The sequence below is a fragment of the Arthrobacter psychrolactophilus genome (assembly GCF_003219795.1).
In the GTDB taxonomy this organism is placed as follows: domain Bacteria; phylum Actinomycetota; class Actinomycetes; order Actinomycetales; family Micrococcaceae; genus Specibacter; species Specibacter psychrolactophilus.
Genome location: NZ_QJVC01000001.1, coordinates 425,185 through 447,163, shown reverse-complemented (window position 1 = coordinate 447,163; position 21,979 = coordinate 425,185). Strand labels below are relative to the sequence as shown.

The following is a 21,979-nucleotide window of genomic DNA, read 5'->3' as shown; positions in this document are numbered from 1 at the left end:
GCCCCTCAGCTTTGAGCTGAGGGGCATTCGTGTTTTCTGCACCGTTGCGGTGGTGCACATCTGGTCTGTTCATGCCAAGAGGGACCTCTACGGGGGAAGTCGAGGTCCCTCTCGGTACTGCATCCGGAGCACCATCACGGCGGTGCCCGGATGACCCTAGAACCCTGGGGGAAGTTCTAGGATTCTTCGCGTTGCCGTCCGCGTTTGGCGGAAAGCAACAAAATTGTGGTGGATCCTGCCGCTGCCAAGCCCAACCCCACAGCCCACCAAGGGAACGCAATCTCCACGGCATGTCCTCCGTCCGCAACTGCTTGCTCCGGTGTGGGGACGCGTACGGCGGTGACGACCAAACGGTGGGTATTGATGCCTGTCGGGGTGCATGTAATGAGCGTGATCAAATCCTGGCCAGGGAACGGACGCAGCGACTCTGTCTCGGTGGGGAGGATGACCTGGATGTTATTGACCTGATAGCTCAAGACTTCCCCGTACACCTCCACGTCAACACTGTCGCCGAGAACAACGTCCTCGAGATGGGTAAAGAGTGTCGCCTCGGGAATTCCGGCATGTCCGGTGAGCACGGTGTGACTTCCTTGCCCGCCCACCGGGAGAGCTGTTCCGAAGAGGTGCCCCACGCCGCGTTTGAGAACCTCGTCGCTGGTGCCGTGGAGAACCGGTAGGTCAACATTGATGCTGGGAACCCGTAAGCGGGCCATGACTCCATCTGGGTTCAGCGCAAGCTGTTTCTGATAGAGCTGCTCGGCTTCCACTGGGGCGTCTGCGGCAGCATGGCTGAAGGGGTCAAGGAGCGCCCCTCCCGTCAGCGTGCTGTTGTAATCATGCGCTGAGGCAAGTGCCTCGCTGCGTCCGACAGGCCCTAAGATCTCAACGCTGTTGCCGTAGGAATTTACATCCCGGGATTGCTGCAGAGTAGAAAACCAGCTTGCTGCGCTGGGGTAGAGGAGAACGCTGACGCCAAGGAAGAAGAACACGGTGATGAGAACTATCGAACCAGGAACCCTAGCTCGAGAGTTGCTCACCGGGGTGAGATATTCCTGCATGGCATGTCGTCCCATAGTGGGCGAAACTCCTAGGTCAAGGCCCCGGGGAGAGACACTGTCAGCGGCTCTCCCCGGGTACAGCGGGAGTTACTAGATCTGCGAAACGCTGCGGGTGCTGCGCTTGCGAAGTGCCACGCCACCGGCGATGGACAACAGGCCCAGTCCTACGATCATGAAGGCCACGGTTCCCGGGCCACCCGTGAGGGGAAGCATGAACGGCGGGGTCTGCGGGTTAGCAACCGTGATGTCGATGGTCGTTGCGACCTTGCCCTGAGCAACGAAGAACTTCTTCGGGTTGCTCTTGCTGGCATCGCCGGCAACCGTGTAACCGGCCGGAGCCTTGGTCTCAACGAGCCAGTAGTCAACTACGGTGTCGGTGCCGTTCACGGTGGCTCGCAAGCCGTCGATCTGAACGATTCCGCTAGCGTTTGAGGTAAAGGTGGAGGTACCGGAGACAACTACCGGGTTGGTACCTGCCTTGGCATCGGCTTCGCTTGTGTAGACCTGGAATTCAGCGCCAGTCAGGGACTTGCTTTCATCGTTGGCAGCTACCTTGTGGATGATGACGTTACCCCACACGGTCTTGACCGTGTTGGAGGTGAAGCTGCTGTCGTTGATGAAGCTAACGGCCTTGTTTTCGATGACACCCGAGACGCCGCCCAGCGAGACAACGGTGGTGACCAAGGAGACGTTGACCGTTGCGCCGGGAACGAGCTTGGCAAGGCCGGCAGGCGTGAAGTTGATGAGTACCGTGCCGGGAGTCGTCGTCGTATCAATCGTGTAGTCAGTGTCCAGAACCAAAGCCGAGCTTGCCGGATCCAAGGTGACGGTGGCGCTCTTGTAGCTCAAGCGTGAATCGAGGGTATCGGAGATGGCAAAGGATTCAAGGGCATTGCCCTCGGACTTGGCGGGAACCTTGGCAGCGATGGACCACTTCACGTCAGTTCCAAGGCCAGTTCCAGTGGAGTCATCTACAGTCTTCGACAACTCGGTGATGGAGTTCTTGGGGTAAACATGAACATCGTAGATCCAGGAGCTGTCACTCTTGTTGGGAAGCGGCAAGGTCACCAAGAACGGCTTGGCGGCAAAGGCAATGTTGTTGGCACCCGGGTCGGTTTCGGTCACCAGGTACACCGCCTTAGCGAGGTTCGGGAAAGTGACAACACCGTTGACGGTCGCGGCTTCGGCAACGAACGTAAGATCCGCTGCGGCTACGGCACCGGGGGTCAAACCAACCGTCTGAGCCCAGCCCTCATTGGTGCTCAAGTCAATATTATTGACCTTCTCAACCTTGAACTTCACACCATTCAAGGCGTCTAGGCCGCTCGTCGCGGAGCTCGGGAGCTCCGTTCCGTCAGGCGCGGTTCCCACAGTCGCGGGCTGCGCGAACTTGTGGATTGTCAGTGACTTGCTAATCGCATTGTCGATATTTCCGGGGCCCGGAGTCGTATCGGCTGCGCTGGCTGGGAGCATGCTGCCAAACATTGTTGCGGCCGCAATGGCGGCGATGCCGATACCAGCGGTAAGCCGCCGGGTGAAGGGATTGAGTGCTTTTGACATGAGAGGTTTCCTAATCAAGGTGTGAGTAAAGCTTTGAAAAATATGGAAAGTTCAGAGGGTGGCTATGCCACAGCGAGTCATGATCGATTAGACCTAACCCTTCTCGCGATGACCCATGCGGCAGCCAGGACGGCCAAAACCAGCAGGCCACCTCCCACCAGCAGGTAAGGCGAAGATCCCGAACCGCCAGTTAGCGGAAGAGTGAAAGCAGGGACGCTGGCGTTCACGAAGCGGTAAATCTCGTGGTGTCCGCGCGGAACAGAGACATTTGTCGCCGCGGCGTCTACCCACGCAGTGGGGTCGGCGAGCGTGCCGTTGGCATTCACCACTCCGGTGTACCGCTGCAAACTCAGTTGCTGATAAGCGAACTGGGTGGGGCTTGACTCGCTCAAGGTGTATGCAGTTCCAGCAGGAACAACCTTCGTATTCGCCGCCGTCACAGTATTTGCACCGGGAACCTGTAAGGCTGTTCCGCTACTGGGAGTAGCCGTCAAGGTGAAGTCGCTCGGGGACAGCTTGGTGCCGTTGCTACCGTCGATGAACTTCAGCAAGGTCAGCTCCGTGCGGCAATCCACCGTGTTAGTGACGAGATAGCTATTGGACCCGGCAGCCAACACCACGTTTGAAGGAAGCGTGTTCGAGACTGTTGTTCCGTTGGCGAGCGTCAGTGCTGACTTGGTCAGCGTGCACCGCATCTGCGGGTCAATACTCATGGTCTCGGCGATAGAGACGTTATCGCCCGCAAAGTACCCCGTGCGTGCGGTGGCCCATCCCTGTGCCGTGGCACCGGCAGCGCCGGGACCGGTCAGCGTCAGCGCTGCGGAGATACCGGAAGGCTGCTTGCCGTTGTCATAGGCAACCCCGTCAACGATCCACTTCTTGTCGACGACGATCGAGGCTGGCGTATTCGTATTCACATAAGCACAGGTGACGTTGCTGGCGCCGAGCCTAAAGGAGCCCGTCAGGGTCCCTTGCGTCACTGGTGCACCCTCGGCATTCGTGCACTTGAGAGTGGTGGCATAGATACCCTTGTTAGCCGCGCCGAGAACCTCGGCCACGTTAACCATGGTTCCCTGGTAGAAATTGGCCGTGATGACATTGCCGCTAGTGGATGCCACGGACGTGCCTGTCGCGGTATTGGCGGTGAAGCCTGCGGTGTCGCCAGTCACAGCATTAACCCAGGTCTTCGTGACCGTGACCTGAGAGCTCTTCGGCGAGTTCGTGAAGATGCACTTGACGTTCACGCCACTGGTTTCCTGGGGAGGAAAAGTAAATGAACCCGAAGTACCCGTTCCGGAGCCCACTGCAGCACCACCCTGGTCGGTGCAGCTCCAGGTCGAGGAATAGTTGGATAGATTAGTTCCGACCGTCCCAGTCTCGCTGATTGTGATGACACTTCCACTGATCGGAACGCTTGATCCGAAGGTACCGTCGGCTGTCTGGAGACCGGCGGTGGATCCTGTTGTGGTTCCGTCAGTGCCGATCAACGTGCCGCCAACTGCTGCTTTCATGATGAATTGATCGGCACTGACGACCCGGTCAACAATGTTCTTCTGCACCAGAAGCGTGTTGTTGTACTGGCATGAAGCCATATCAACAGGAGCGCTCAAGACATTCGAACGAGATGTTACAACGTTGCCGCTGCTGGGATCTACCTTGAACAGCTCTCCGGCAGAGGTATCAAGGAAAAGATGGCCTCCGTCGAAAGCAATCCCGTTGAACTGCTTCGCTTGGTTGTTGATGTTCAGGTTCGTAATCTTCGAAGCAGTTAATGCAGTATTGCCTGCCGTTGTTGGAAGTGTTTGATTCACCCGCATCAGAATGTTTGAATCAGTTGCCGTTGACTCTGCGCTGGCAACGAAATACATGATGCCCTCGGAGCTGAAAACCAAGTCACCATTGACCCGGTTCGTTCCACGGGAGTCGGCGGGTACGTTGAAAGATCCTACTTTGCCAATATTCGTGCCGCTCTGAGTATTGAAAGCGTAGAGTTCGAGCGTCGCACCAACAACACGGCCGTAGTAATAAATATCAGTCTTCGGATTAATTCCACCCATCACGAAGTTCTGAAAGGTAATGGCTACATTTTGGGCACCATTGAGGGCCGTAGTATTTCCCGTTGACGATTCATACTGGTACACAGTCACGTCACCAACGTTCTCGGGATCCCTGTTTCCCCGGATTGCTTGTGTGCCGACTGCGTAAGCAAAATTGGCATTCTTCGTGAGCGCCAAACCGTTAAGGAGTTGCCCTGAAGCCTGAATGGTATCTACCGTGGTCTGCGCACCAGTGGCGGTGTTGACCCGGCGGATAACTCCACTGGTATCTGTCGTGTAGACAATTCCAGAAGCACAGCTCAACCTCACGGCAGGAGCAGCTAAAAGCTGCGCTAGCGGCGCTTCCTTGGCGGCACGCACGGGAGTCTTGGGAGTTTCAACAACGATCGCTTCGGCACTGGCCGCAGCAGCGGCTTCACTGTCGTCGGCCTGGGGAATTTCTTCCTCCGGGGTCACAGTTGCCGTCGCCGTCAGGGGCGACTCGACAGCAGCTTCCGTCGTCGTAGCCATCACAGGAGCTTCATTACTCTCCACCGTCTGAGCCACACCGGGAGTGGCCGATGCCGTGGCATCGGGTGTGTTTGCTTGTGCTGGGTCTGAGACAACCGCACCAGCTCCGATGCTGGCCAGCAGGGCGAGCCCAAGGATGCCCGCGGAAATCCGCTTAGCGACTGTTTGAGACCCCGATTTCGCAGGCCCAGAATAATGCCGGCCGTCGGACCGGCGTTGGGCAAACGAATTAAAAAGCATGTCACTCCCCCAGAGAGATAATTGTCGGCGCAAGGTGCGCGCAACCATCGTAGGGAGAAGCGTGAGAGGAAAACTCGAGTGGTAATCACTCTACTTTTTGAGTTCCACCACTCTATTTTGAGAGTTAGTCACTCGTTTAGTGATTCAGGTCATAGAGTGTGCGGCCGGTGACCCGCAGCATTCACACAAGTTTTCTTCAGGCGCTACCGTTGAAGCCATGACCTTTGACCTTTCGTCCGCGCCCATCGTTTTCTTGGCTTGGGAACGCGGTCTGCAACTGCCCGCAGATTCGCTCCTTGTCGCGGCCGACGGGTCGCGGATCACCCATGCCACAGATGCCCCAACACTCACGTTCCTGCGCTTGTGGGACAAAGCTGTCCTCACTGGACCTGCCGAGTTGCTGGCCGCGGCGGAGGCTCTTAGCGACGACGAACTCAGTGATCATGCGACCATGATGCGCCTGACGAGGGACTATAGCGGCAAGGGCTTTGGCACCGAGGCGCTCTACTACGCCGATGATTTAGAGCTGCATCAGCCCGAGGACACCGTCCATGTCTCCACCGGATTGGAGCCAATCAGTGCGCTGGAGGCACTCTGCCCGCCGGACGATGTCAACGAGGTGGGCCTAGTCCGGCTGGCTCATAGCTTTACCATTATGGATTCAGGAGAGTCCGACGCCGAACCCCTCGCCTGTAGTGCCTACGGGGAGTACCAAGGATTGCTGGCTCGCCTCGGGACTCTGGTAGCCCCAGAGTCCCGGCGGCAAGGCCTTGGCCGTTTGGCCACCAGTATCGCGGCGCATGAAGCTTTAGCCGCCGGACTCATCGTGCAATGGCAGGCCGATATCAACAACGCACCCGCTCATGCCCTGGCAGCCTCACTGGGGCTTAGCGTTGCCGGGCTGCAGACTCGGATTTCCCTTCAAAGTCCGAATAGATAGCATCCACTGAACGCGGCTTGGCGAACATGATGGCTGCCGCGGCACCCAAGATCACCGCGGCCGCAGGCAGCAGCGTCGACTGTGCCATGGCCGTGGAATAGCCGGCCCGCAGGAATTCGGGGATCTGACCTGCCGCGCCGGAGGCTCCACCGGCGGCACCAGCTGGTAGTTCCGCGGCCAGACGACCGGCGATCAAAGCGGCAATGGCAGCACTGCCCAAAACCGAGCCAATCTGGCGAGTCGTGTTGTAAATTCCGGAGCCAGCGCCGGCCTCACGCGGCGCAAGGTTGCGAGTCGCCGTCGTCGACAGTGGGGCCCAAATGCCCGAACTGGCAATACCCAAAAGGCCGCTCGGAAGCAGGAACAGCCAGATCGCGGTGTCGGGGCTCATGAGCGAGGCCGTCCACAACAAGGAGATGGACATCAAGATGAAGCCCGTGCAGGCGACATAGCGCGGATTCACCTTGTCGACCAGCTTCCCGACGACGGGTGCCAAGATCAGCGAGAACACGGCCATGGGAACCATCATGAGGGCCGACTCGGTGGGTGTCATTCCGCGGACCAATTGGTAGTAAAAGAACAGCGGAAGGCTCATGGCGGTCACGCTGAAGCCCATGGTGGTGATGGCGATATTGGCCAAGGAGAAATTGCGAACCTTGAACAGTGACAGGGGGATCAGTGGCTCCCCCTTATTGACTGCCTGCCACCAGATGAAGGCCCCGAGGAACACGATTCCGGCGATGATCATGCTCCAAACCGAGAGCGGCCCGGCGATGGTGCCCCAGTTGTACTTCTCGCCGTCTTGAATACCAAAGACCAGCAGGAACAAACCAATAGAACTCAGGGCCACGCCGAGCAGGTCAAATTTATGCTCGTGCGTTTGCAGCTTGGGCACAAGCTTCCATGCGAGCACAAATGCGACAATACCCACCGGCACGTTGACAATGAAGATCCATTCCCAGCCCATGCCATCCACGAGAAGGCCACCGGCAATGGGGCCCACCAGCATGGCGACACCGGCAGTGGCACCCCAGAGGCCCATGGCCGGTCCACGCTTGTCCGGGGCGAAGATACGCGTGATGATGGCCATGGTCTGCGGGGTCATCATGGAAGCCCCGAGCCCTTGCACCACACGGGCAATGATCAGCGTGCTGATATCGCCCGAGAGACCGCACCACAGGGATGCGAGGGTGAAGACCAACAGGCCGATGAGGTACAAATTCTTGGGACCATACTTATCCCCGAGGCGGCCGGTCACGAGCAACGGCACCGCATAGGCCAGGAGGTAAGCACTGGTCACCCAAATGACCGAGTTAATGTCGGTATTCAGGCCCTCCATGATCTTGGGATTGGCCACCGAGACGATAGTTGAATCTACCAGGATCATGAAGAATCCCAGTACGAGTGCCCATAGCGCGGGCCACGGTTTTTCCACGGTTTCCATGGAGTTCCTTAATCTAGATTCGTACGTGGGAGCAGCATTTTCACCAGGGCAAAGCCCCGGAGCTAATGTCGCCACACAGCTGGCCAAGCCACCGAATTTCGGCGTTCAGCAAGACTTGTTGATAATCGGCGTCGACCAAGAATCGTGGCTCAATACCTTTAGCCAAAGCCTTCGCAACACCCATTTCCAGCTCACTCAGTTGCTCTTGCAAGAGGGCCAGACGATGTTCGAGAAGTTCGACAACGGAGTCAGCCGGCAGGTTGTGCGCCTCGTCCAAAGCCTGGGGAAAACACGGATACTCATTGATGGGCGTCGATAACAAATCTTCGATGCGGGCTCGGAGTGCAACCCTGCCTGCCGGAAGGATGGCATAGGTGGTGCGTTCTGGACGATTACCATCGCGTTCCGTACTCACCGGTTCCACCAAACCGTCAACTGCCAGCCGAGCTACCGCGTGATACAGCGTGCCGGGGCGGACCTTGACGATCCGGTCCTCATGACGTTGCATGAGGACCTGATACATCTCATACGGATGCATGGGCCGTTCGATGAGAAGTCCCAACGCCGAAATACCCAATGGCGTCAGCGGCTTAATTTGTGCCATTCTTGCGATTCCCCTCATCCTATTCCACAAGAATTATTCCATGCGGAATAATGGAGCGCAAGGAATCCGAGGTGAGAGGTGAAACGCAATGAATGCGCAGGCGCTAGCGCGGAGTGCGCAAGAATCCTGACTGCCGACCCACGACCTGACCGGCATCGGTTGCAACGATGAGTTCCTGATTGGCAGGGTACAGCTCGCCGTCGTCGTTGACGCTCAGCACGGCATCTGGATCGAGGGAACGCTTCACGAGCGCCAAGGCGATCGGACCCATTTCGTAGTGCTGCGCCACCGAGGTGACAGTTCCCACCACACGGTCTTCCAAGAGCACCTGGCTACCGGGTGCGGGCAAGGTGTGGAGCGATCCATCGAGCTGCAAGAACACCAGACGGCGCGGCGGATGCCCGAGGTTATGAACGCGGGCGATGGTTTCCTGGCCCTTATAGCAACCCTTGACCAGGTGAACGGCCGTCCGCAAGAGGTCTAGTTCATGCGGGATGGTCTTCTCGTCTGTCTCGGCACCACGGCGCGGACGCCAGGCGGCCACACGCAGTGCCTCGGCGGCCCATACGCCAGCCAGCGACCGGCCACCCAACGTCTCTTCCAGCGTGGCAGCAGGAACCAGGTACTCACGCCAGGGACGTTCCAGGCCCGGGTGTTCGGCCTCGTCGATCGCCGCATAGCTGTATCCACCGGCACCAACCTGAGGCCACGGATCAACCCACACGAGCAGCTCGTTCCACTCGGGAACGTCCGTGACGGAGCCCAGCACAGCCCAATCCGCGGAAACATCGGCGATCTCCACGCGCAGCATGAACTTCATGGAGTTGAGCCAGGTTGCGAGCGGCTCCGCTTCGGCGGTTTCCACGATGAGCCACGTGGTTTCACCATCGTCAATCACCCGGGCATCAAACTCGATTCGGCCCTGGATCGTCAGCAGCAACAGCTCGGTGCTGACGCCGGCCGGTAGCTGGGTCAACGATTGCGAGGACAAGGTATTGAGCCAGCTCAGTCGGTCCGGCCCGGTGACGGTGATGACGCCACGATGGGAAAGATCCACCACGGCGGACCCCGGCTTCCCGAGGTAACCGGCCAGTAGGCGCTGCTCACGGTTGGGGTCGCCGTAGTGGGCAGCAACTCCGGCATCGAGGCCACCTGCTTGCACGGCGCCTGATCGGTTCAAAAGGGGACTCAAATAGCTCATAACGATTCCAACGCCTTCTTCTCGCGGGCTATTCCGGCCAGCGAGGTCACTATGCAGCGTTGACTTGTCAGATAAGGCCGCTTTGAATGCTTCAAAGCGGCCTTATCTGACAAGTCAACGGATGTATGAAATTTAGGAAGCTGCCTTACGAAGTGCAGCGGAGGCGTGAGCCGCAAGGGACTTGCCGTGTGCGGCAACATCCCAGCGCCAGTAAAGATCGCCATTGACGAGCCCGAAGATGCGGGTTGCGGCCGTGTAGGCCTTCGCTCCGGCTCCGCGCATGACGGCGTCGGTGGATAGCTGAATCTGCGGCCCCTTGATGGCCCCGTAGTACAACTCGGAGATACCGCCGGGGTGAACAATATTGACCATGATGTCGAATCCGCCGTCAGCATTGCGCAGGGCTTCAACATCATCGGCGGTGCGCAGGGCTGGGACGATATCGGCCGGGATCAGGCCGGGTCCGCCGTCGGACTCGTTTAATGGCCGATCCAGTTGCCAGAATCCAGTCTCAACCGAGAGTGGACGCAAGACAGTGCCAGCCTCGTCCGTCAGCCAGGACTCGGCCTTGTACTGCAGGTAGGGCAGACCGTTGGAGGCAAAGGTGACTGTTTGGGTGAAGTGTTCAGAATCGTCTTCACCGGCACCAAGGCGGCCAGCACCCGTCCAGGTACCAAGCAGCCATGACAGCGGGACCAGTTCCGGCGTTAGGTCTGTGGGAATCTCAATGGCCACGGCAGATTACTGCTGACCCTTGAAGAGACGCCACACCACCAGTCCAGCAAACCATGCCATGGTCACGCCGGCCACAGCCAAGAGGCAGATAAAGAAAATTTCGAAGGCAAGTACGCTCATGGTGCCATCCTAACAATGTTCTGGCCGCGTTTTTCACGGATCGGAGAGGATTACCTCGAAGGTCTAGCGCAGAAGTAGCTTTTCCACGAAGTACAACAGCGAGCCTAAGGGCAAAAGCGGGGCGAGCGCGGCGGAGATAAGACTCAACCAGTTGCCCGTCGGCTGGGATAGTGTTCGGAGGCGATGGAAGGCCGCAATGACAGCGCCGGCCAGGACACCCAGAGCCATGGCCGGAAGAATCCGCACATCGGAAAAGATCAAGGCAGCCAGCGGGCCAGCCAACCCCGCGAGAGCAATGGTCAAAGGGGCAACGATTCGTTCAGGCCACGGCAGCATCCCCGCCAGCAGGGCAACGGCGGCACTAATTCCCACAATGAGGGTCAGCCCGGGTTCCCCCAGATAACGCAGCGAAGCGACCCAACCGCAGGCGAACCCCGCGATGATGACACCGGCGCCAGCACCAAGAGTGGATTCCAAACGATGCTTTTGTCCCGTGCCGCGGATGATCTGGACGACCATGATGGCGCCAAATCCTAGGGCAATGTAGATCGGCGTCCACATCAAATAGTCAGGGCCTACGGCCAGACCCACACTCAACGACGCACCCACCCCGGTGAGGGCAATGATGGTGCCGAGTGTTTTCTTCGCAGGGATCCCCAAATAATGGGGCCAACCGAAGCCAAAGATGACCGAAAGGGCAGCACTGACACCCACCACATATCCGATTCCCACATGGTGCCCCTGCACTACTAGTGCAAGGGCGACGATTCCAACAACTCCGGCTGCAGATGACTTCACAGATCAATCCTGCCTTAGTTCTGCCGGTACACTGTGGAACAACCCTACGGGCGAGGCGTCGGATGTTTTTGGGCGACCCCACTCATGCAGGATATGCAGTTGTTTCGTCGCTCAAAGATGCGCGTAATAAGCACTTTGTTAGGAAGTCATGTCGCAGATCTTAATGCTGACCAACAACCACGGAAGCTCCGTGGATGTTCTGCCTGCCCTTGAACTTTTGAGCCACACCGTCCACATCCTCCCCGCGGTCCCCACTGCCCTGCTGGATGCCAAGCCCTCAGATCTGATCATGGTTGATGCGCGCAAGGACCTGGCCGGCGCCCGTTCCTTGACGCAGTTGCTGCGGGCGACCGGGATCAACGTTCCCCTGGTACTGGTCCTCACCGAGGGTGGTATGGCCGCCGTTACGGCCTCGTGGGCCGCCGATGATGTCATTCTCGATTCTGCCGGCCCCGCCGAGGTTGAGGCCCGCATCCGGCTTGCCGTCACCCGTGCCGCGAACAGTGACGATGACTCGAATCAAGAAATTCACGCCTCCGGCATCGTTATCGACGAAGATAGCTACACGGCCCGCGTCCATGGCACCGTCTTGAACCTGACGTACAAAGAATTTGAACTTCTGAAATACCTCGCCCAGCACCCGGGCCGCGTTTTCACGAGGGCGCAGCTACTCAACGAAGTCTGGGGATACGACTACTACGGAGGCACCCGAACGGTTGACGTGCACGTCCGTCGCCTGCGGGCCAAGCTCGGTTCCGAAAACGAGAACTTAATCAGCACCGTCCGCAATGTGGGCTACCGACTCACCGTTTCGCAGATCACCGACGACGCCCTCACCGACGCCTAAGCGGCACCACTCTGGGGCGGACAACAAGTAAGGCCCGATTCCTTGATGGAATCGGGCCTTACTCTTTGGTGGAGGACATACGGGTCGAACGTATCGAGCACACCCCACTGGTGCATCCCCCTCGATGGCAGAAGCCGATATGAAACCGAGCCATGCTGCTCCCAAACTCTATGCCACCCATGCCGCAGCACGCAAATTGCCTCGCTCGCACCCGTCGGCGACACGGTCTGTGAACATCGAGTCTCGCCTTCGCGCAGTTACCCCCGTTAGGCTGTCATCATGAGCCCCGCAAAGACTGACAACTGGCCAGTGACCGTGGTATCTGGCGCACCCGGAGCCGAGCTCCTGCGTGAGATCCAGACCGTGATCGACGCGGCCGAGAGTGCCGATGGCAATCCGCCCTTTTCCGAGCAAACCCTGGTGGAGCTCAAGGCCACCACGGCCGGCCCGCATTCGGTGCTCACCCTCTTGACCTACGCCCCCGAAAACGCTTCCCCCTCGATGGGTGAGGATTTGGCCGGCGTCGCGGTTGTGGTCGGCAACGGCAGCGAAGGGGTACTCGAGATCGCCGTGCACCCCTCCTACCGGAACGAGGGAGTCGGCGCCATTCTGGCCAACAAGCTTGTCGAGGTTCGCGGCTTGCAAGGTATCAAGGCCTGGTCCCATGGCGATCACGAGGCCGCCGCCGATCTGGCAGCCAGCTACGGATACCGTGCCGTCCGGGAACTGTGGCGCATGCGCTTAGTCCGGCAGACGCCGTCGTCCGCTGGAGAGTCTGTCTCTCACCAATTAACGGCCGACGGCGTGACCTTGCGGACATTTGTCCCGCACCAGGACGAGCAGGCCTGGTTGGCGGCCAATGCCGCGGCGTTCTCGCATCACCCGGAGCAAGGGGCCATGACCCTGGCCGATTTGCAGGCCCGCATGGCCGAGGACTGGTTTGATCCCGCGGGATTCTTCCTGGCTGTCAACGAGGCCGATGAGATCCTGGGATTCCACTGGACCAAGGTCCACCCGGCGCGGGGCAGTCAGGCGGCGATTGGCGAGGTGTATGTCGTGGGCGTGACACCGGCAGCACAGGGTTTGGGCTTGGGCAAGGTGTTGACCCGGCAAGGCATTGATTACCTCCATCAGGCCGGGCTGAGCGCCATTATGCTGTACGTTGACGCGGACAACGAGGCTGCTGTGGCGCTCTACCGCAAGCTGGGATTCACCAAGTGGGATTCCGATGTTATGTACGGACCCATGTCGGCATAATATTCAGCCGCTGCGGCTTGTAGGCTTGATACAAAGCATTACCAACTATGAGGACTTGTTGATGAAGCGTGAATACAAAGGAACCGCGACGCTAGCTGTGGCTAATGGTCGGGAACGATTTAGCGCCGGCGAAGTCCCTGCTTCCCGGGCAACCCAGGACCGCATTGAGATCCCGGATTTTGAGCCAACGCTCATTCCCGAGGGCGATATCAGCCCTGACCGTTTCCTCGACCGGGAACTGAGCTGGCTGGCGTTCAACGCCCGCGTGCTGGAATTGGCTGAAGACCCCGATCTGCAGCTGCTGGAACGGGTCAACTTCCTGTCCATCTTTGCCTCCAACCTTGACGAGTTCTTCATGGTTCGCGTGGCCGGCCTCAAGCGCCGCATCGCCGCCGGCCTGGCTGTGCCGTCCCCCGCCGGGTTGAGCCCCATGGAGGTGCTGGAGCAGATCAGCGACGCAGCGCACGATCTGCAGTCGCGGCACGCGCATGTTTTCGCCAACCAGATCCGTCCGGCCCTGGCCTACGAGCACATCCACCTAGTGCATTGGGACGAGCTCGACGATCCCTCCAAGATCCAGCTTTCGAAGATGTTTGCCGAGAAGATCTTCCCGATCCTCACCCCGCTCGCGGTGGATCCGGCCCACCCGTTCCCGTACATCTCCGGGCTTTCCCTGAACCTGGCCGTTGTGGTGCGTAACCCGGTCAGCGACAAGGAACTCTTTGCACGTTTGAAGGTCCCGGATCTGTTGGAACGACTAGTCTCTTTGGATGGCCCGCGAGCCGGCACGACCCCTGGTCGTGTTGCCCGCTTCATCCCTTTGGAAGAAGTCATCGCCCAGCACCTGGACCAGCTCTTCCCCGGCATGGAGATTGTGGAGCACCACACCTTCCGCGTGACCCGCAACGAGGATCTCGAGGTAGAAGAGGACGACGCCGAGAACCTCCTGCAGGCCCTCGAAAAAGAACTGTTGCGCCGTAAGTTTGGCCCGCCGGTTCGTCTCGAGGTCGCCACCGATATCAACCCGAGCATTCTCGAGCTGTTGGTGCGCGAACTCGATGTAGACGAGGACGAGGTGTACTTCCTCCCCGCTCCCCTGGATCTGCGCGGCTTGTCCATCATTGGCGGCATTGACCGTCCGGATCTTCGCTACCCCAAGCACGTGGCTCATACCTCCCGTGACCTGAACGCCTCGGAAACGTCCAAGGCTGCCAACGTCTTTGCTGCCATGCGCCGTCGTGACATTCTCCTGCACCACCCCTACGACGCGTTCTCAACGTCGGTTCAGGCCTTTCTGGAACAAGCCGCAGCCGATCCCAAGGTCCGTGCTATCAAGCAGACCCTGTACCGCACCTCGGGCGACTCCCCCATTGTCGATGCACTCGTCGATGCTGCCGAAGCCGGCAAGCAGGTCCTGGCACTTGTGGAGATCAAGGCACGCTTTGACGAGCAGGCCAACATCTCTTGGGCTCGCAAGCTAGAGCAGGCCGGCGTGCACGTGGTGTACGGCATCGTGGGCCTCAAGACGCACTGCAAGCTCTCTCTGGTGGTGCGTCAAGAACAGGACGGCCTGCGCCGCTACTGCCACATCGGAACGGGTAACTACCACCCTCGTACGGCACGGTACTACGAGGACCTTGGTTTGCTCACCGCCGATAACCAAGTCGGTGAAGATCTCTCGAAGCTGTTCAACCAGCTCTCCGGATACGCACCCAAGACCTCCTTCGACCGCTTGTTGGTTGCACCGCGTTCCGTACGCTCCGGTTTGATCGAGCGCATCGACGCCGAAATTGCCAACAAGAAGGCCGGGCTGCCCGCGAGCGTCCGCATCAAGGTCAACTCCATGGTTGATGAGGCCATCATCGACTCCCTGTACCGCGCTTCACAGGCCGGTGTGGAGGTCGGTGTGATCGTGCGTGGCATTTGCTCCCTGCGTCCGGGAGTTCCCGGTTTGAGCGAAAACATCACCGTCCGCTCCGTGCTGGGGCGCTTCCTGGAACACTCACGCGTCTTCACCTTCGCCAACGGCGGAGATCCGCTGGTTTACATCGGCTCGGCCGATATGATGCACCGCAACCTTGACCGCCGTGTTGAGGCGCTGGTGCGGCTTTCCAACAAGGACGATATCTCCGAGGTGAACTCGCTCCTCACTCGCTACCTCGATCCGGCGACCGCTAGCTGGCACCTTGATAATGAGGGCGAATGGAAGCGCCACCACCAAGATGCTGAAGGAAAACCCCTGCTTGATGTCCAGTCGTGGTTGCTCGCCAACCGTTCACGTCCGCGATCAACACTGCACCGGTAATGCGCACGACTGAACACCTAGAGGAAATTATCGACGTCGACTCTGTTGCCGCCGTCTACGCAGCTGGAGCCTTGTGCTGGCGGGTGAAGAAAAAGAAGCTCGAAGTGCTTTTGATTCACCGCCAGCGCTACGACGACTGGTCTTGGCCTAAGGGCAAGCTCGGCAAGGGTGAAACCTTGCCCGAGTGCGCTGTCCGCGAGGTGCTCGAGGAGGTGGGGCTACCCATCACCCTGGGCATCCCGCTGCCTCCCATTCGTTACGTGGTAAAGCCGGGTCTGAAGCAGGTGCACTACTGGGCTTCTTCCGTCGACGACATGCCTGCCATCGCCGACGGGAAAGAAGTAGACGCCATCGCGTGGTGCAGCCCCAACAAGGCACGCGGTCTGCTCTCGAACCCCTCGGATGTGGAACCGCTGGAAGCCCTGGTGACGGCGTATGAGGCCGGAACCTTGGACACGTGGCCGCTACTGATCGTCCGGCATGCCAAGGCCAAGCCTCGTTCTGCATGGACCCGCGCGGAAGGTGAACGCCCACTGGCGGCCACCGGCAAACGCCAGGCCTTGTATCTCCAGCGTTTGATGATGTCGTGGCACCCTGGCCGGATCTTTACGAGTGGTTGGATGCGCTGCATCTCAACGATTTCACCCTATGCCCAGCTCACGAAGGCCAAGGTGAAGGTGGTGCCGTGGCTGACGGAAGCCGATCACAATCGGCACCCGGCCAAGGTTGAAGCCGTCGTTGAAAAGCTCCTGACTCGGAACAGCGCCACGGCCGTGTGTACCCACCGACCCGTCTTGCCGACGATCCTTGCGGCGCTTGCCAACCATATGACGCCCGAATTGGCGCGGTCCCTGCCAACCTTGGATCCTTTCTTGACACCAGGGGAGGTGCTGCTGGTCCATGTTTCACACGCGGAGCAGGGGCGGATCGTCGCCCTGGAGCAGCACAAACCGTTCGACGACTAATCGTCCCCAGCGTTGATTTGGAGGATGGCTATCCTCTCTCTTGAGCCCCGGAACAAGCGCATAATGCGATGTTCCGGGGCTTTTTCATGCGCCCACCGTAGTATTTCGACATGTTCTTCGTCATAGAGGACAAAAGCTGCGTAATGTTGGGATGAATAAGAGGTTCAGCTTGCCAACGCCACCGCAAAGGATATATAGCATGCCGTCACTAGATTCACTGCCCATCCTCGACTTCTCCCGCCTCAGCGCCGGAGCAGAAGAAGCCACCGCGTTCCGCAATGAACTGCGCGACGCTATGCACGAGGTTGGCTTCCTCTACCTAAGTGGCCACGGCATTCCGCAGAAACTGACGGACTCCATGCTGGAAATCTCGCGTCGCTTCTTCGATCTCCCCGAAGACCTCAAGCTCGCGGTTGAAAATGTGTACAGCCCTCAGTTCCGCGGCTACACCCGCATGGGTGGCGAAATCACCGATGGCGGCGTGGACTGGCGCGAACAGATCGACATCGGCGTCGAGCGCGACACGATTGCTCCCGGCGATGACGTGCCGGACTACTGGCGCCTTGAAGGCCCAAACCTTTGGCCCGAAGCACTCCCGGAGATGCGCGCTATTGTTTCCGAATGGACCGACCGCCTCAGCTCCATCTCCCTGGACCTCCTGCGAGCGCTTGCGGTTTCTCTTGGAGCCCCTGAAGACACCTTCGATGCTGCTTTCGCCGAGCATGCCTTCCCCCTGTTGAAGATCGTCCGTTACCCCGGTGAGTCCAACCCCGATCCCGTTCAGGGCGTGGGTTCCCATCGTGACGGAGGCGTGCTGACGCTTCTCCTCGTTGAACCCGAAAAGGGCGGCCTTCAGGTGGAATACCAGGGCAAGTGGATTGACGCCCCTCAGGTGCCCGGCACCTTTGTGGTCAATATTGGTGAAATGTTGGAGCTGGCCACGAACGGCTACCTCAAGGCCACCCTGCACCGCGTCATCTCCCCCTTGCGCGGAACGGATCGCATCTCCCTGCCGTTCTTCTACAACCCGGCCCTGGATGCAACCATGCCCCAGCTCGCCGTCAGCCCGGAGTTCCAAGCCAAGGCCCGCGGCGTTTCTGCCGACCCGGGCAATAGCCCCATTCTGGAGACCTACGGCGATAACGCTCTTCGCTACCGTTTCCGCGCCCACCCGAACGTCGTGGAGGCTCACCACACGGACCTCCTAGCCAAGCAGTCACAAAAGGCGTAATCCTCTTCCCCTGACGATTCTTTGTACCGTACGCTCGGTACAAAGAATCGTTAGTCGTTGGGGGACGCATGTTTGGTACCAACTGGATGGAACGCCTCTTCTTCATGGGGATGATCGGCGTCGCGGTCACCGTGCTGGCCTATCTGGCGCTGCGCATGTTCGTGTGGAGCAAGGCTGCGGCAAAGTCCCTTGAGTACATTCGCAGGCATGCCCTGTGGACAGGACTCATCGCGTGGGCGTTCAGCAGCCTGGCCGGCGCCAACCGCGCCGGCATCTACGATCCCCACATGTTTTACCCCACTCCCTGGCATGCCGTTCCGTGGTTTGCCATCTTTGCCCCCGTAGTGGCAGTCGTCAGCGTCCACGCCATTGGACAGGCAACGCGGCCCGCACCGAAAGCCACCAAGCGGGTCGCCGTCCTCGAGTTCCGGAAGATGCGCGACTACATCCCCACCGCCCTGGGCTGGACTGCGTTCGGCGTGTTCCTCTTCAGCGCAGCCGTCATGCTCTTTGTGGCCACCACTCCCGGGATTGCGGCCATCACCACCCCGGTTCCCGGCGCCGAGAGCCCATATATGGCCGGGCGGATGAGCGGCGGACCACTTGCGCTCGCCCTGACTCTCGCCTTACTCCTCTTGGCGGCGGGTACCCTGCTGGTCATGCGCCTCATTACCTCTCGCAGATCCCTCGAGGCCCTCACCCCCGAGCAGAACAAGACCTTGCGCATCATCGGCGTCAACCGGCTCTTACGTGTGAGCGCCACGGTAGCGTCTGGTCTGGCGACGATCGCCGGGAACTATCTCGTCCAGCCCATGCCAGGCTCGCTGACCTTGTCCTACACAAATTGGCTAGCCGTGGCCAATATCGCGGTCCTCGTGGCGATGTTGTTGTGGAAGCCTCCCTTCCTCGACTCCCCCACGGAAAACGCCGGATACAACGCCCTGTATCTCCCGGCTCGTTCCACAAAACTCGCCGCAGGTGACGGCGTCGCTGTCGCCAGATTCAGCGACAGCTTTGCATCCATCAGTCCACTGCTCGGAATAGCGGGCCTGTTTGTGGGCCTGCTGACGACAAAGTGGTTCGGCTGGTTGGGCCCACTCACGCTCGTCGTCGTGTTTATCTTGTTGGCCCACTGGGGGCTAGAGCTGGTCTTGCGACACAACTACACCAGACCCGGAAACCCCCGCAACCGGCTCTTGGCCGCAGTCCCTCGCGGTCTCGCGATCGTTGCCACCACGGCCTGCCTTGCCCTCATCCCGGCCCTCATCGCCGTAACAAACATCAACAAGGGCGGGATGTATGACTGGCCCGGCTTTAGCCGTTCCGCACCCCAGTTCCTCATACCCTTGCTGTGTGCCCTCGTCATCATTGGCGTCACGGCAGGAGCCGGCAGCGTTGTCATTCGCCGCCCCGGTCTCACCAACGCAGCCGATCAGCTGGACCGCACGCTACGCCGGCGTTCCCTCTTCCGCATCATGCGTACATCGGCCGCAGGCTTGCTCGCCGTTTTAGCAGCAGTGCTCATCAATCTCGGCACGGCACCCACTTATGGCGGGCCGTCGGCAGATTCTTCTCTCGCCATTGTGGGAACAGCCTTCCTCGTTACGGCCGCCGTGCTGTGTTTCTACCCCATCAAGGGATTCACCCCGCACGACTTCATGCCAACGGCAGCCCATGACCATAGTGTGAGCAGGTAGCCTGCCGTGGATGCACGCATCGTCATCGATCTGGCCACGGCCACCCCGCCGTACGAACAGGTCCAAAAGCAGATCTCCTCGCTCATCTCCATCGGAGAGCTGCGCCCCGGCACGCGCCTGCCCACCGTCCGCAGCCTCGCCGCCGACCTTGGCGTCGCCGCCGGCACTGTGGCCCGGGCTTATAAGGAGCTCGAAGCCGCCGGACGTGTCGCCACGAATCGCCGGCAGGGAACCGTGGTCGCCCAATCCGCCGACCACGCCGACGTGCCCGCGGAGGTGATGGCCGCCGTCGAACATCTCATCAAGGAGGGGAAACAGGCAGGGCTGGCCGACGCAACCATCGTCACAGTGCTGCAGGGAAGACTCAACCAACGAGGGAAGTAGACTAAACCCGTGACTATTGAGACCCCGTACGAAGATATGCTCCGCGATGTTTTGGCGACCGGCACCGCGAAATCGGACCGCACCGGCACTGGTACGCGCAGTGTTTTTGGCCGCCAGCTGCGCTTTGATCTCAGCGAGAGTTTCCCGCTCATCACCACGAAGCGCGTGCATTTCAAGTCGGTCGCGATGGAGCTGTTGTGGTTCCTGCGCGGCGATTCGAACGTGGCGTGGCTACAGGAAAATGGCGTCAAGATTTGGAACGAATGGGCAGACGACGCCGGCGAGCTGGGTCCCATCTATGGCGTCCAGTGGCGCTCCTGGCCTACGCCGGACGGGGAACACATCGACCAGATTGCCGCCGTCATGGACTCGCTGGCGAACAACCCGGATTCCCGCCGCCACATCGTCTCGGCCTGGAATGTCGGTGAGCTGAAGAACATGGCGCTGCCTCCGTGCCACGCCTTCTTCCAGTTCTATGTTGCCCCGACCGAGGATGGCCGCGGCAAGCTCAGCTGCCAGCTCTACCAGCGCTCGGCCGACACCTTCCTGGGCGTCCCGTTCAACATCGCCTCGTACGCACTGCTGACCATGATGGTGGCACACCAACTCGACATGGAACCGGGCGAGTTCATCTGGACCGGCGGCGACGTGCACATTTACGACGACCACGTTCAGCAGGTCACCGAGCAGCTCACGCGTGAGCCGTACCCGTACCCGAAGCTGCGCTTCACCCGGAAGCCGGACTCCATCTTCGATTACACTTTTGAAGACTTCGAGCTGGTCGATTACCAGCACCACCCGACGATTAAGGCACCGATCGCCGTATGAGCACCCCCAAGAGCTACCGCTTCAGCCAGCCCATTGTGGGCATGATCTGGGCACAGACCAACACCGGAGTGATCGGCGCCGACGGAGGCATGCCCTGGCAGCTGCCCGAGGACATGGCCCACTTCAAGCGCGTCACCGAGGGACACCCCGTGGTCATGGGCCGGCGCACCTGGGAGTCCTTCCCGGACAAGTTCCGTCCACTCCCGAACCGCACCAACATCGTGGTGACCCGACAGGAGGGGTGGGGCGCGACGCCCGAGGCTAGTGGCGCCGTCGTGCTTGACTCACTGGAGGAGGCGCTCGTTGAGGCGCAGTTCTCCCCCGGCGGCAACGAGGTGTGGGTCATTGGTGGCGGGCAGGTGTACGCGCAGGCACAGGAGCACTGCAATGTTGCCGTCGTGACCGTCATCAACACCGATGTCGCCGGGGATACGCAGGCGCCGGGGCTGGGTCCGGACTGGGCGTTCCGTGGCGCGACCCCGGCCGAGGGGTGGCTGAGAGCCAAGAACGGCACCGAATACCGCATCACGCTGTGGGCCAAGGGCGAGACCGAATTTGAGGCCGAATAGTCATGGCAGTGCCCTGGACCTTCAGTGTTGCCAACCGCCGGCAGACGTGGCTCAGCGCCGCCCGCGTGCCGCGCAAGAATAAGTAGTCCGGATGAGATCCAAGGCGGAGCGTGACCGGCACTGGCACCAGAAGCAGCGCGAGAAACGCGAGAAGCACGACCAGCGGAAACTGCGCGACGCCCAAGCTATAGCGTGGCACGATGCGGCAATTGCCAGCGGCCAAAAGCGTTACCTTGTACGCGCCAACAATGGCGAGCTGGTCAGCTACCTGCCCGAGGAGTACGGCGTGTGGCGGGGTGGACAGGGGCCGGTGATTCGAACTGTTTGGGGCTGGGTAGTAGCAACCGCAGCCCTGCTCTTTTTGAACGTCATGATGGTCCTCGCCATAGTGGGCAGCGCCAGGGAGAATCCCGGAGGCGTCCACGGGGGCCTGTGGTTCGGGTTCGGGCTCTCCCTGCTCATCCTTGTGGTCGTGGGTCGCTATCTGCTCATCGAGGCCAAGGCCACGCTCCTGCGCCATCAGCGGGGCCTGCCCACGCCGTCCGGGACGCCCATGCTTGCCGAGAACCCCCGGCCGGGAAACTACACCCGTTAAGCTTTGCCGTCGAAGATGCCCGCGCGCGGAGGTA

General features: G+C 60.0%; 19 protein-coding genes. 11 read left to right on the top strand and 8 right to left on the bottom strand.

Translation table 11 applies throughout. The annotated features are described in order from the left end of the window. Nucleotides 1–176: 176 nt before the first annotated feature. From CVS30_RS02075 to CVS30_RS02065, 3 genes are all read right to left on the bottom strand, one after another. The gene (locus CVS30_RS02075) at nucleotides 177–1,073 is read right to left on the bottom strand and encodes a class C sortase (protein WP_110483649.1); all 897 of its coding nucleotides are present in this window, start codon (nucleotides 1,071–1,073) and stop codon (nucleotides 177–179) included. A 75-nt stretch (nucleotides 1,074–1,148) separates the two neighbouring features. Beyond that, on the bottom strand, nucleotides 1,149–2,618 hold the full coding sequence (locus tag CVS30_RS02070) for a SpaH/EbpB family LPXTG-anchored major pilin (protein WP_110483648.1): 1,470 nt from the start codon (nucleotides 2,616–2,618) through the stop codon (nucleotides 1,149–1,151). Nucleotides 2,619–2,695: 77 nt separating this feature from the next. After that, nucleotides 2,696–5,425: an LPXTG cell wall anchor domain-containing protein gene (locus tag CVS30_RS02065; RefSeq protein WP_181419655.1), complete on the bottom strand. Its 2,730-nt coding sequence runs from the start codon at nucleotides 5,423–5,425 to the stop codon at nucleotides 2,696–2,698. A 217-nt stretch (nucleotides 5,426–5,642) separates the two neighbouring features. Between CVS30_RS02065 and CVS30_RS02060 the strand changes: the two genes are divergently transcribed. Continuing rightward, nucleotides 5,643–6,365 carry a GNAT family N-acetyltransferase gene (locus tag CVS30_RS02060; RefSeq protein WP_110483646.1) on the top strand — a complete coding sequence of 241 codons (723 nt, stop codon included), beginning with the start codon at nucleotides 5,643–5,645 and terminating at the stop codon, nucleotides 6,363–6,365. On the opposite strand, the gene CVS30_RS02055 is transcribed toward CVS30_RS02060, so the two are convergent. From CVS30_RS02055 to CVS30_RS02035, 5 genes are all read right to left on the bottom strand, one after another. Beyond that, the gene (locus CVS30_RS02055) at nucleotides 6,313–7,809 is read right to left on the bottom strand and encodes a DHA2 family efflux MFS transporter permease subunit (RefSeq protein WP_110483645.1); all 1,497 of its coding nucleotides are present in this window, start codon (nucleotides 7,807–7,809) and stop codon (nucleotides 6,313–6,315) included. The genes CVS30_RS02060 and CVS30_RS02055 overlap by 53 nt on opposite strands. Before the next feature lie 40 nt (nucleotides 7,810–7,849). Further along, on the bottom strand, nucleotides 7,850–8,413 hold the full coding sequence (locus CVS30_RS02050; RefSeq protein ID WP_110483644.1) for a PadR family transcriptional regulator: 564 nt from the start codon (nucleotides 8,411–8,413) through the stop codon (nucleotides 7,850–7,852). A 103-nt stretch (nucleotides 8,414–8,516) separates the two neighbouring features. Further along, nucleotides 8,517–9,614, bottom strand: a complete 1,098-nt coding sequence (ygfZ, locus tag CVS30_RS02045; protein ID WP_110483643.1) for a CAF17-like 4Fe-4S cluster assembly/insertion protein YgfZ — start codon at nucleotides 9,612–9,614, stop codon at nucleotides 8,517–8,519. A 132-nt stretch (nucleotides 9,615–9,746) separates the two neighbouring features. Then, nucleotides 9,747–10,349: a heme-binding beta-barrel domain-containing protein gene (locus CVS30_RS02040; protein WP_110483642.1), complete on the bottom strand. Its 603-nt coding sequence runs from the start codon at nucleotides 10,347–10,349 to the stop codon at nucleotides 9,747–9,749. Between the two features lie 183 nt (nucleotides 10,350–10,532). Next, nucleotides 10,533–11,267, bottom strand: coding sequence for a permease (locus tag CVS30_RS02035; protein ID WP_110483641.1), 735 nt, complete (start codon nucleotides 11,265–11,267; stop codon nucleotides 10,533–10,535). A 148-nt stretch (nucleotides 11,268–11,415) separates the two neighbouring features. Between CVS30_RS02035 and CVS30_RS02030 the strand changes: the two genes are divergently transcribed. The 10 genes from CVS30_RS02030 (at nucleotide 11,416) to CVS30_RS01985 (ending at nucleotide 21,945) form a co-directional block, all read left to right on the top strand. Next, a complete protein-coding gene (locus CVS30_RS02030; protein ID WP_110483640.1) occupies nucleotides 11,416–12,114 on the top strand; it encodes a winged helix-turn-helix transcriptional regulator in 699 nt (232 codons plus the stop codon). Nucleotides 12,115–12,393: 279 nt separating this feature from the next. Next, nucleotides 12,394–13,371, top strand: a complete 978-nt coding sequence (gene mshD, locus CVS30_RS02025; protein ID WP_110483639.1) for a mycothiol synthase — start codon at nucleotides 12,394–12,396, stop codon at nucleotides 13,369–13,371. 61 nt (nucleotides 13,372–13,432) lie between these two features. Then, on the top strand, nucleotides 13,433–15,676 hold the full coding sequence (locus CVS30_RS02020; RefSeq protein WP_110483638.1) for an RNA degradosome polyphosphate kinase: 2,244 nt from the start codon (nucleotides 13,433–13,435) through the stop codon (nucleotides 15,674–15,676). Further along, the gene (locus CVS30_RS02015) at nucleotides 15,676–16,641 is read left to right on the top strand and encodes an NUDIX hydrolase (RefSeq protein WP_110483735.1); all 966 of its coding nucleotides are present in this window, start codon (nucleotides 15,676–15,678) and stop codon (nucleotides 16,639–16,641) included. Before CVS30_RS02020 ends, CVS30_RS02015 begins: the two co-directional genes overlap by 1 nt. Nucleotides 16,642–16,840: 199 nt before the next feature. Next, on the top strand, nucleotides 16,841–17,872 hold the full coding sequence (locus CVS30_RS02010; RefSeq protein ID WP_110483637.1) for an isopenicillin N synthase family dioxygenase: 1,032 nt from the start codon (nucleotides 16,841–16,843) through the stop codon (nucleotides 17,870–17,872). Nucleotides 17,873–17,940: 68 nt separating this feature from the next. Further along, complete coding sequence (locus CVS30_RS02005) at nucleotides 17,941–19,569, top strand: hypothetical protein (protein WP_110483636.1); 1,629 nt, start codon at nucleotides 17,941–17,943, stop codon at nucleotides 19,567–19,569. Between the two features lie 6 nt (nucleotides 19,570–19,575). Then, entirely contained in the window at nucleotides 19,576–19,953 is a 378-nt protein-coding gene (locus CVS30_RS02000; protein WP_110483635.1) for a GntR family transcriptional regulator, read from the top strand. A 9-nt stretch (nucleotides 19,954–19,962) separates the two neighbouring features. Beyond that, entirely contained in the window at nucleotides 19,963–20,781 is an 819-nt protein-coding gene (locus CVS30_RS01995; protein WP_110483634.1) for a thymidylate synthase, read from the top strand. Beyond that, the gene (locus CVS30_RS01990) at nucleotides 20,778–21,350 is read left to right on the top strand and encodes a dihydrofolate reductase (protein WP_110483633.1); all 573 of its coding nucleotides are present in this window, start codon (nucleotides 20,778–20,780) and stop codon (nucleotides 21,348–21,350) included. The genes CVS30_RS01995 and CVS30_RS01990 overlap by 4 nt, the downstream gene beginning before the upstream one ends. Before the next feature lie 91 nt (nucleotides 21,351–21,441). Further along, entirely contained in the window at nucleotides 21,442–21,945 is a 504-nt protein-coding gene (locus CVS30_RS01985; protein WP_110483632.1) for a hypothetical protein, read from the top strand. The last annotated feature ends 34 nt before the right edge of the window (nucleotides 21,946–21,979 follow it).

What these genes read in the sequence shown, in the direction of transcription:
- CVS30_RS02075 (WP_110483649.1), bottom strand. Translation starts at nt 1,073, where the DNA reads ATGGGACGACATGCCATGCAGGAATATCTCACCCCGGTGAGCAACTCT.
- CVS30_RS02070 (WP_110483648.1), bottom strand. Translation starts at nt 2,618, where the DNA reads ATGTCAAAAGCACTCAATCCCTTCACCCGGCGGCTTACCGCTGGTATC.
- CVS30_RS02065 (WP_181419655.1), bottom strand. Translation starts at nt 5,425, where the DNA reads ATGCTTTTTAATTCGTTTGCCCAACGCCGGTCCGACGGCCGGCATTAT.
- CVS30_RS02060 (WP_110483646.1), top strand. Translation starts at nt 5,643, where the DNA reads ATGACCTTTGACCTTTCGTCCGCGCCCATCGTTTTCTTGGCTTGGGAA.
- CVS30_RS02055 (WP_110483645.1), bottom strand. Translation starts at nt 7,809, where the DNA reads ATGGAAACCGTGGAAAAACCGTGGCCCGCGCTATGGGCACTCGTACTG.
- CVS30_RS02050 (WP_110483644.1), bottom strand. Translation starts at nt 8,413, where the DNA reads ATGGCACAAATTAAGCCGCTGACGCCATTGGGTATTTCGGCGTTGGGA.
- ygfZ (WP_110483643.1), bottom strand. Translation starts at nt 9,614, where the DNA reads ATGAGCTATTTGAGTCCCCTTTTGAACCGATCAGGCGCCGTGCAAGCA.
- CVS30_RS02030 (WP_110483640.1), top strand. Translation starts at nt 11,416, where the DNA reads ATGTCGCAGATCTTAATGCTGACCAACAACCACGGAAGCTCCGTGGAT.
- mshD (WP_110483639.1), top strand. Translation starts at nt 12,394, where the DNA reads ATGAGCCCCGCAAAGACTGACAACTGGCCAGTGACCGTGGTATCTGGC.
- CVS30_RS02020 (WP_110483638.1), top strand. Translation starts at nt 13,433, where the DNA reads ATGAAGCGTGAATACAAAGGAACCGCGACGCTAGCTGTGGCTAATGGT.
- CVS30_RS02015 (WP_110483735.1), top strand. Translation starts at nt 15,676, where the DNA reads ATGCGCACGACTGAACACCTAGAGGAAATTATCGACGTCGACTCTGTT.
- CVS30_RS02010 (WP_110483637.1), top strand. Translation starts at nt 16,841, where the DNA reads ATGCCGTCACTAGATTCACTGCCCATCCTCGACTTCTCCCGCCTCAGC.
- CVS30_RS02005 (WP_110483636.1), top strand. Translation starts at nt 17,941, where the DNA reads ATGTTTGGTACCAACTGGATGGAACGCCTCTTCTTCATGGGGATGATC.
- CVS30_RS01990 (WP_110483633.1), top strand. Translation starts at nt 20,778, where the DNA reads ATGAGCACCCCCAAGAGCTACCGCTTCAGCCAGCCCATTGTGGGCATG.
- CVS30_RS01985 (WP_110483632.1), top strand. Translation starts at nt 21,442, where the DNA reads ATGAGATCCAAGGCGGAGCGTGACCGGCACTGGCACCAGAAGCAGCGC.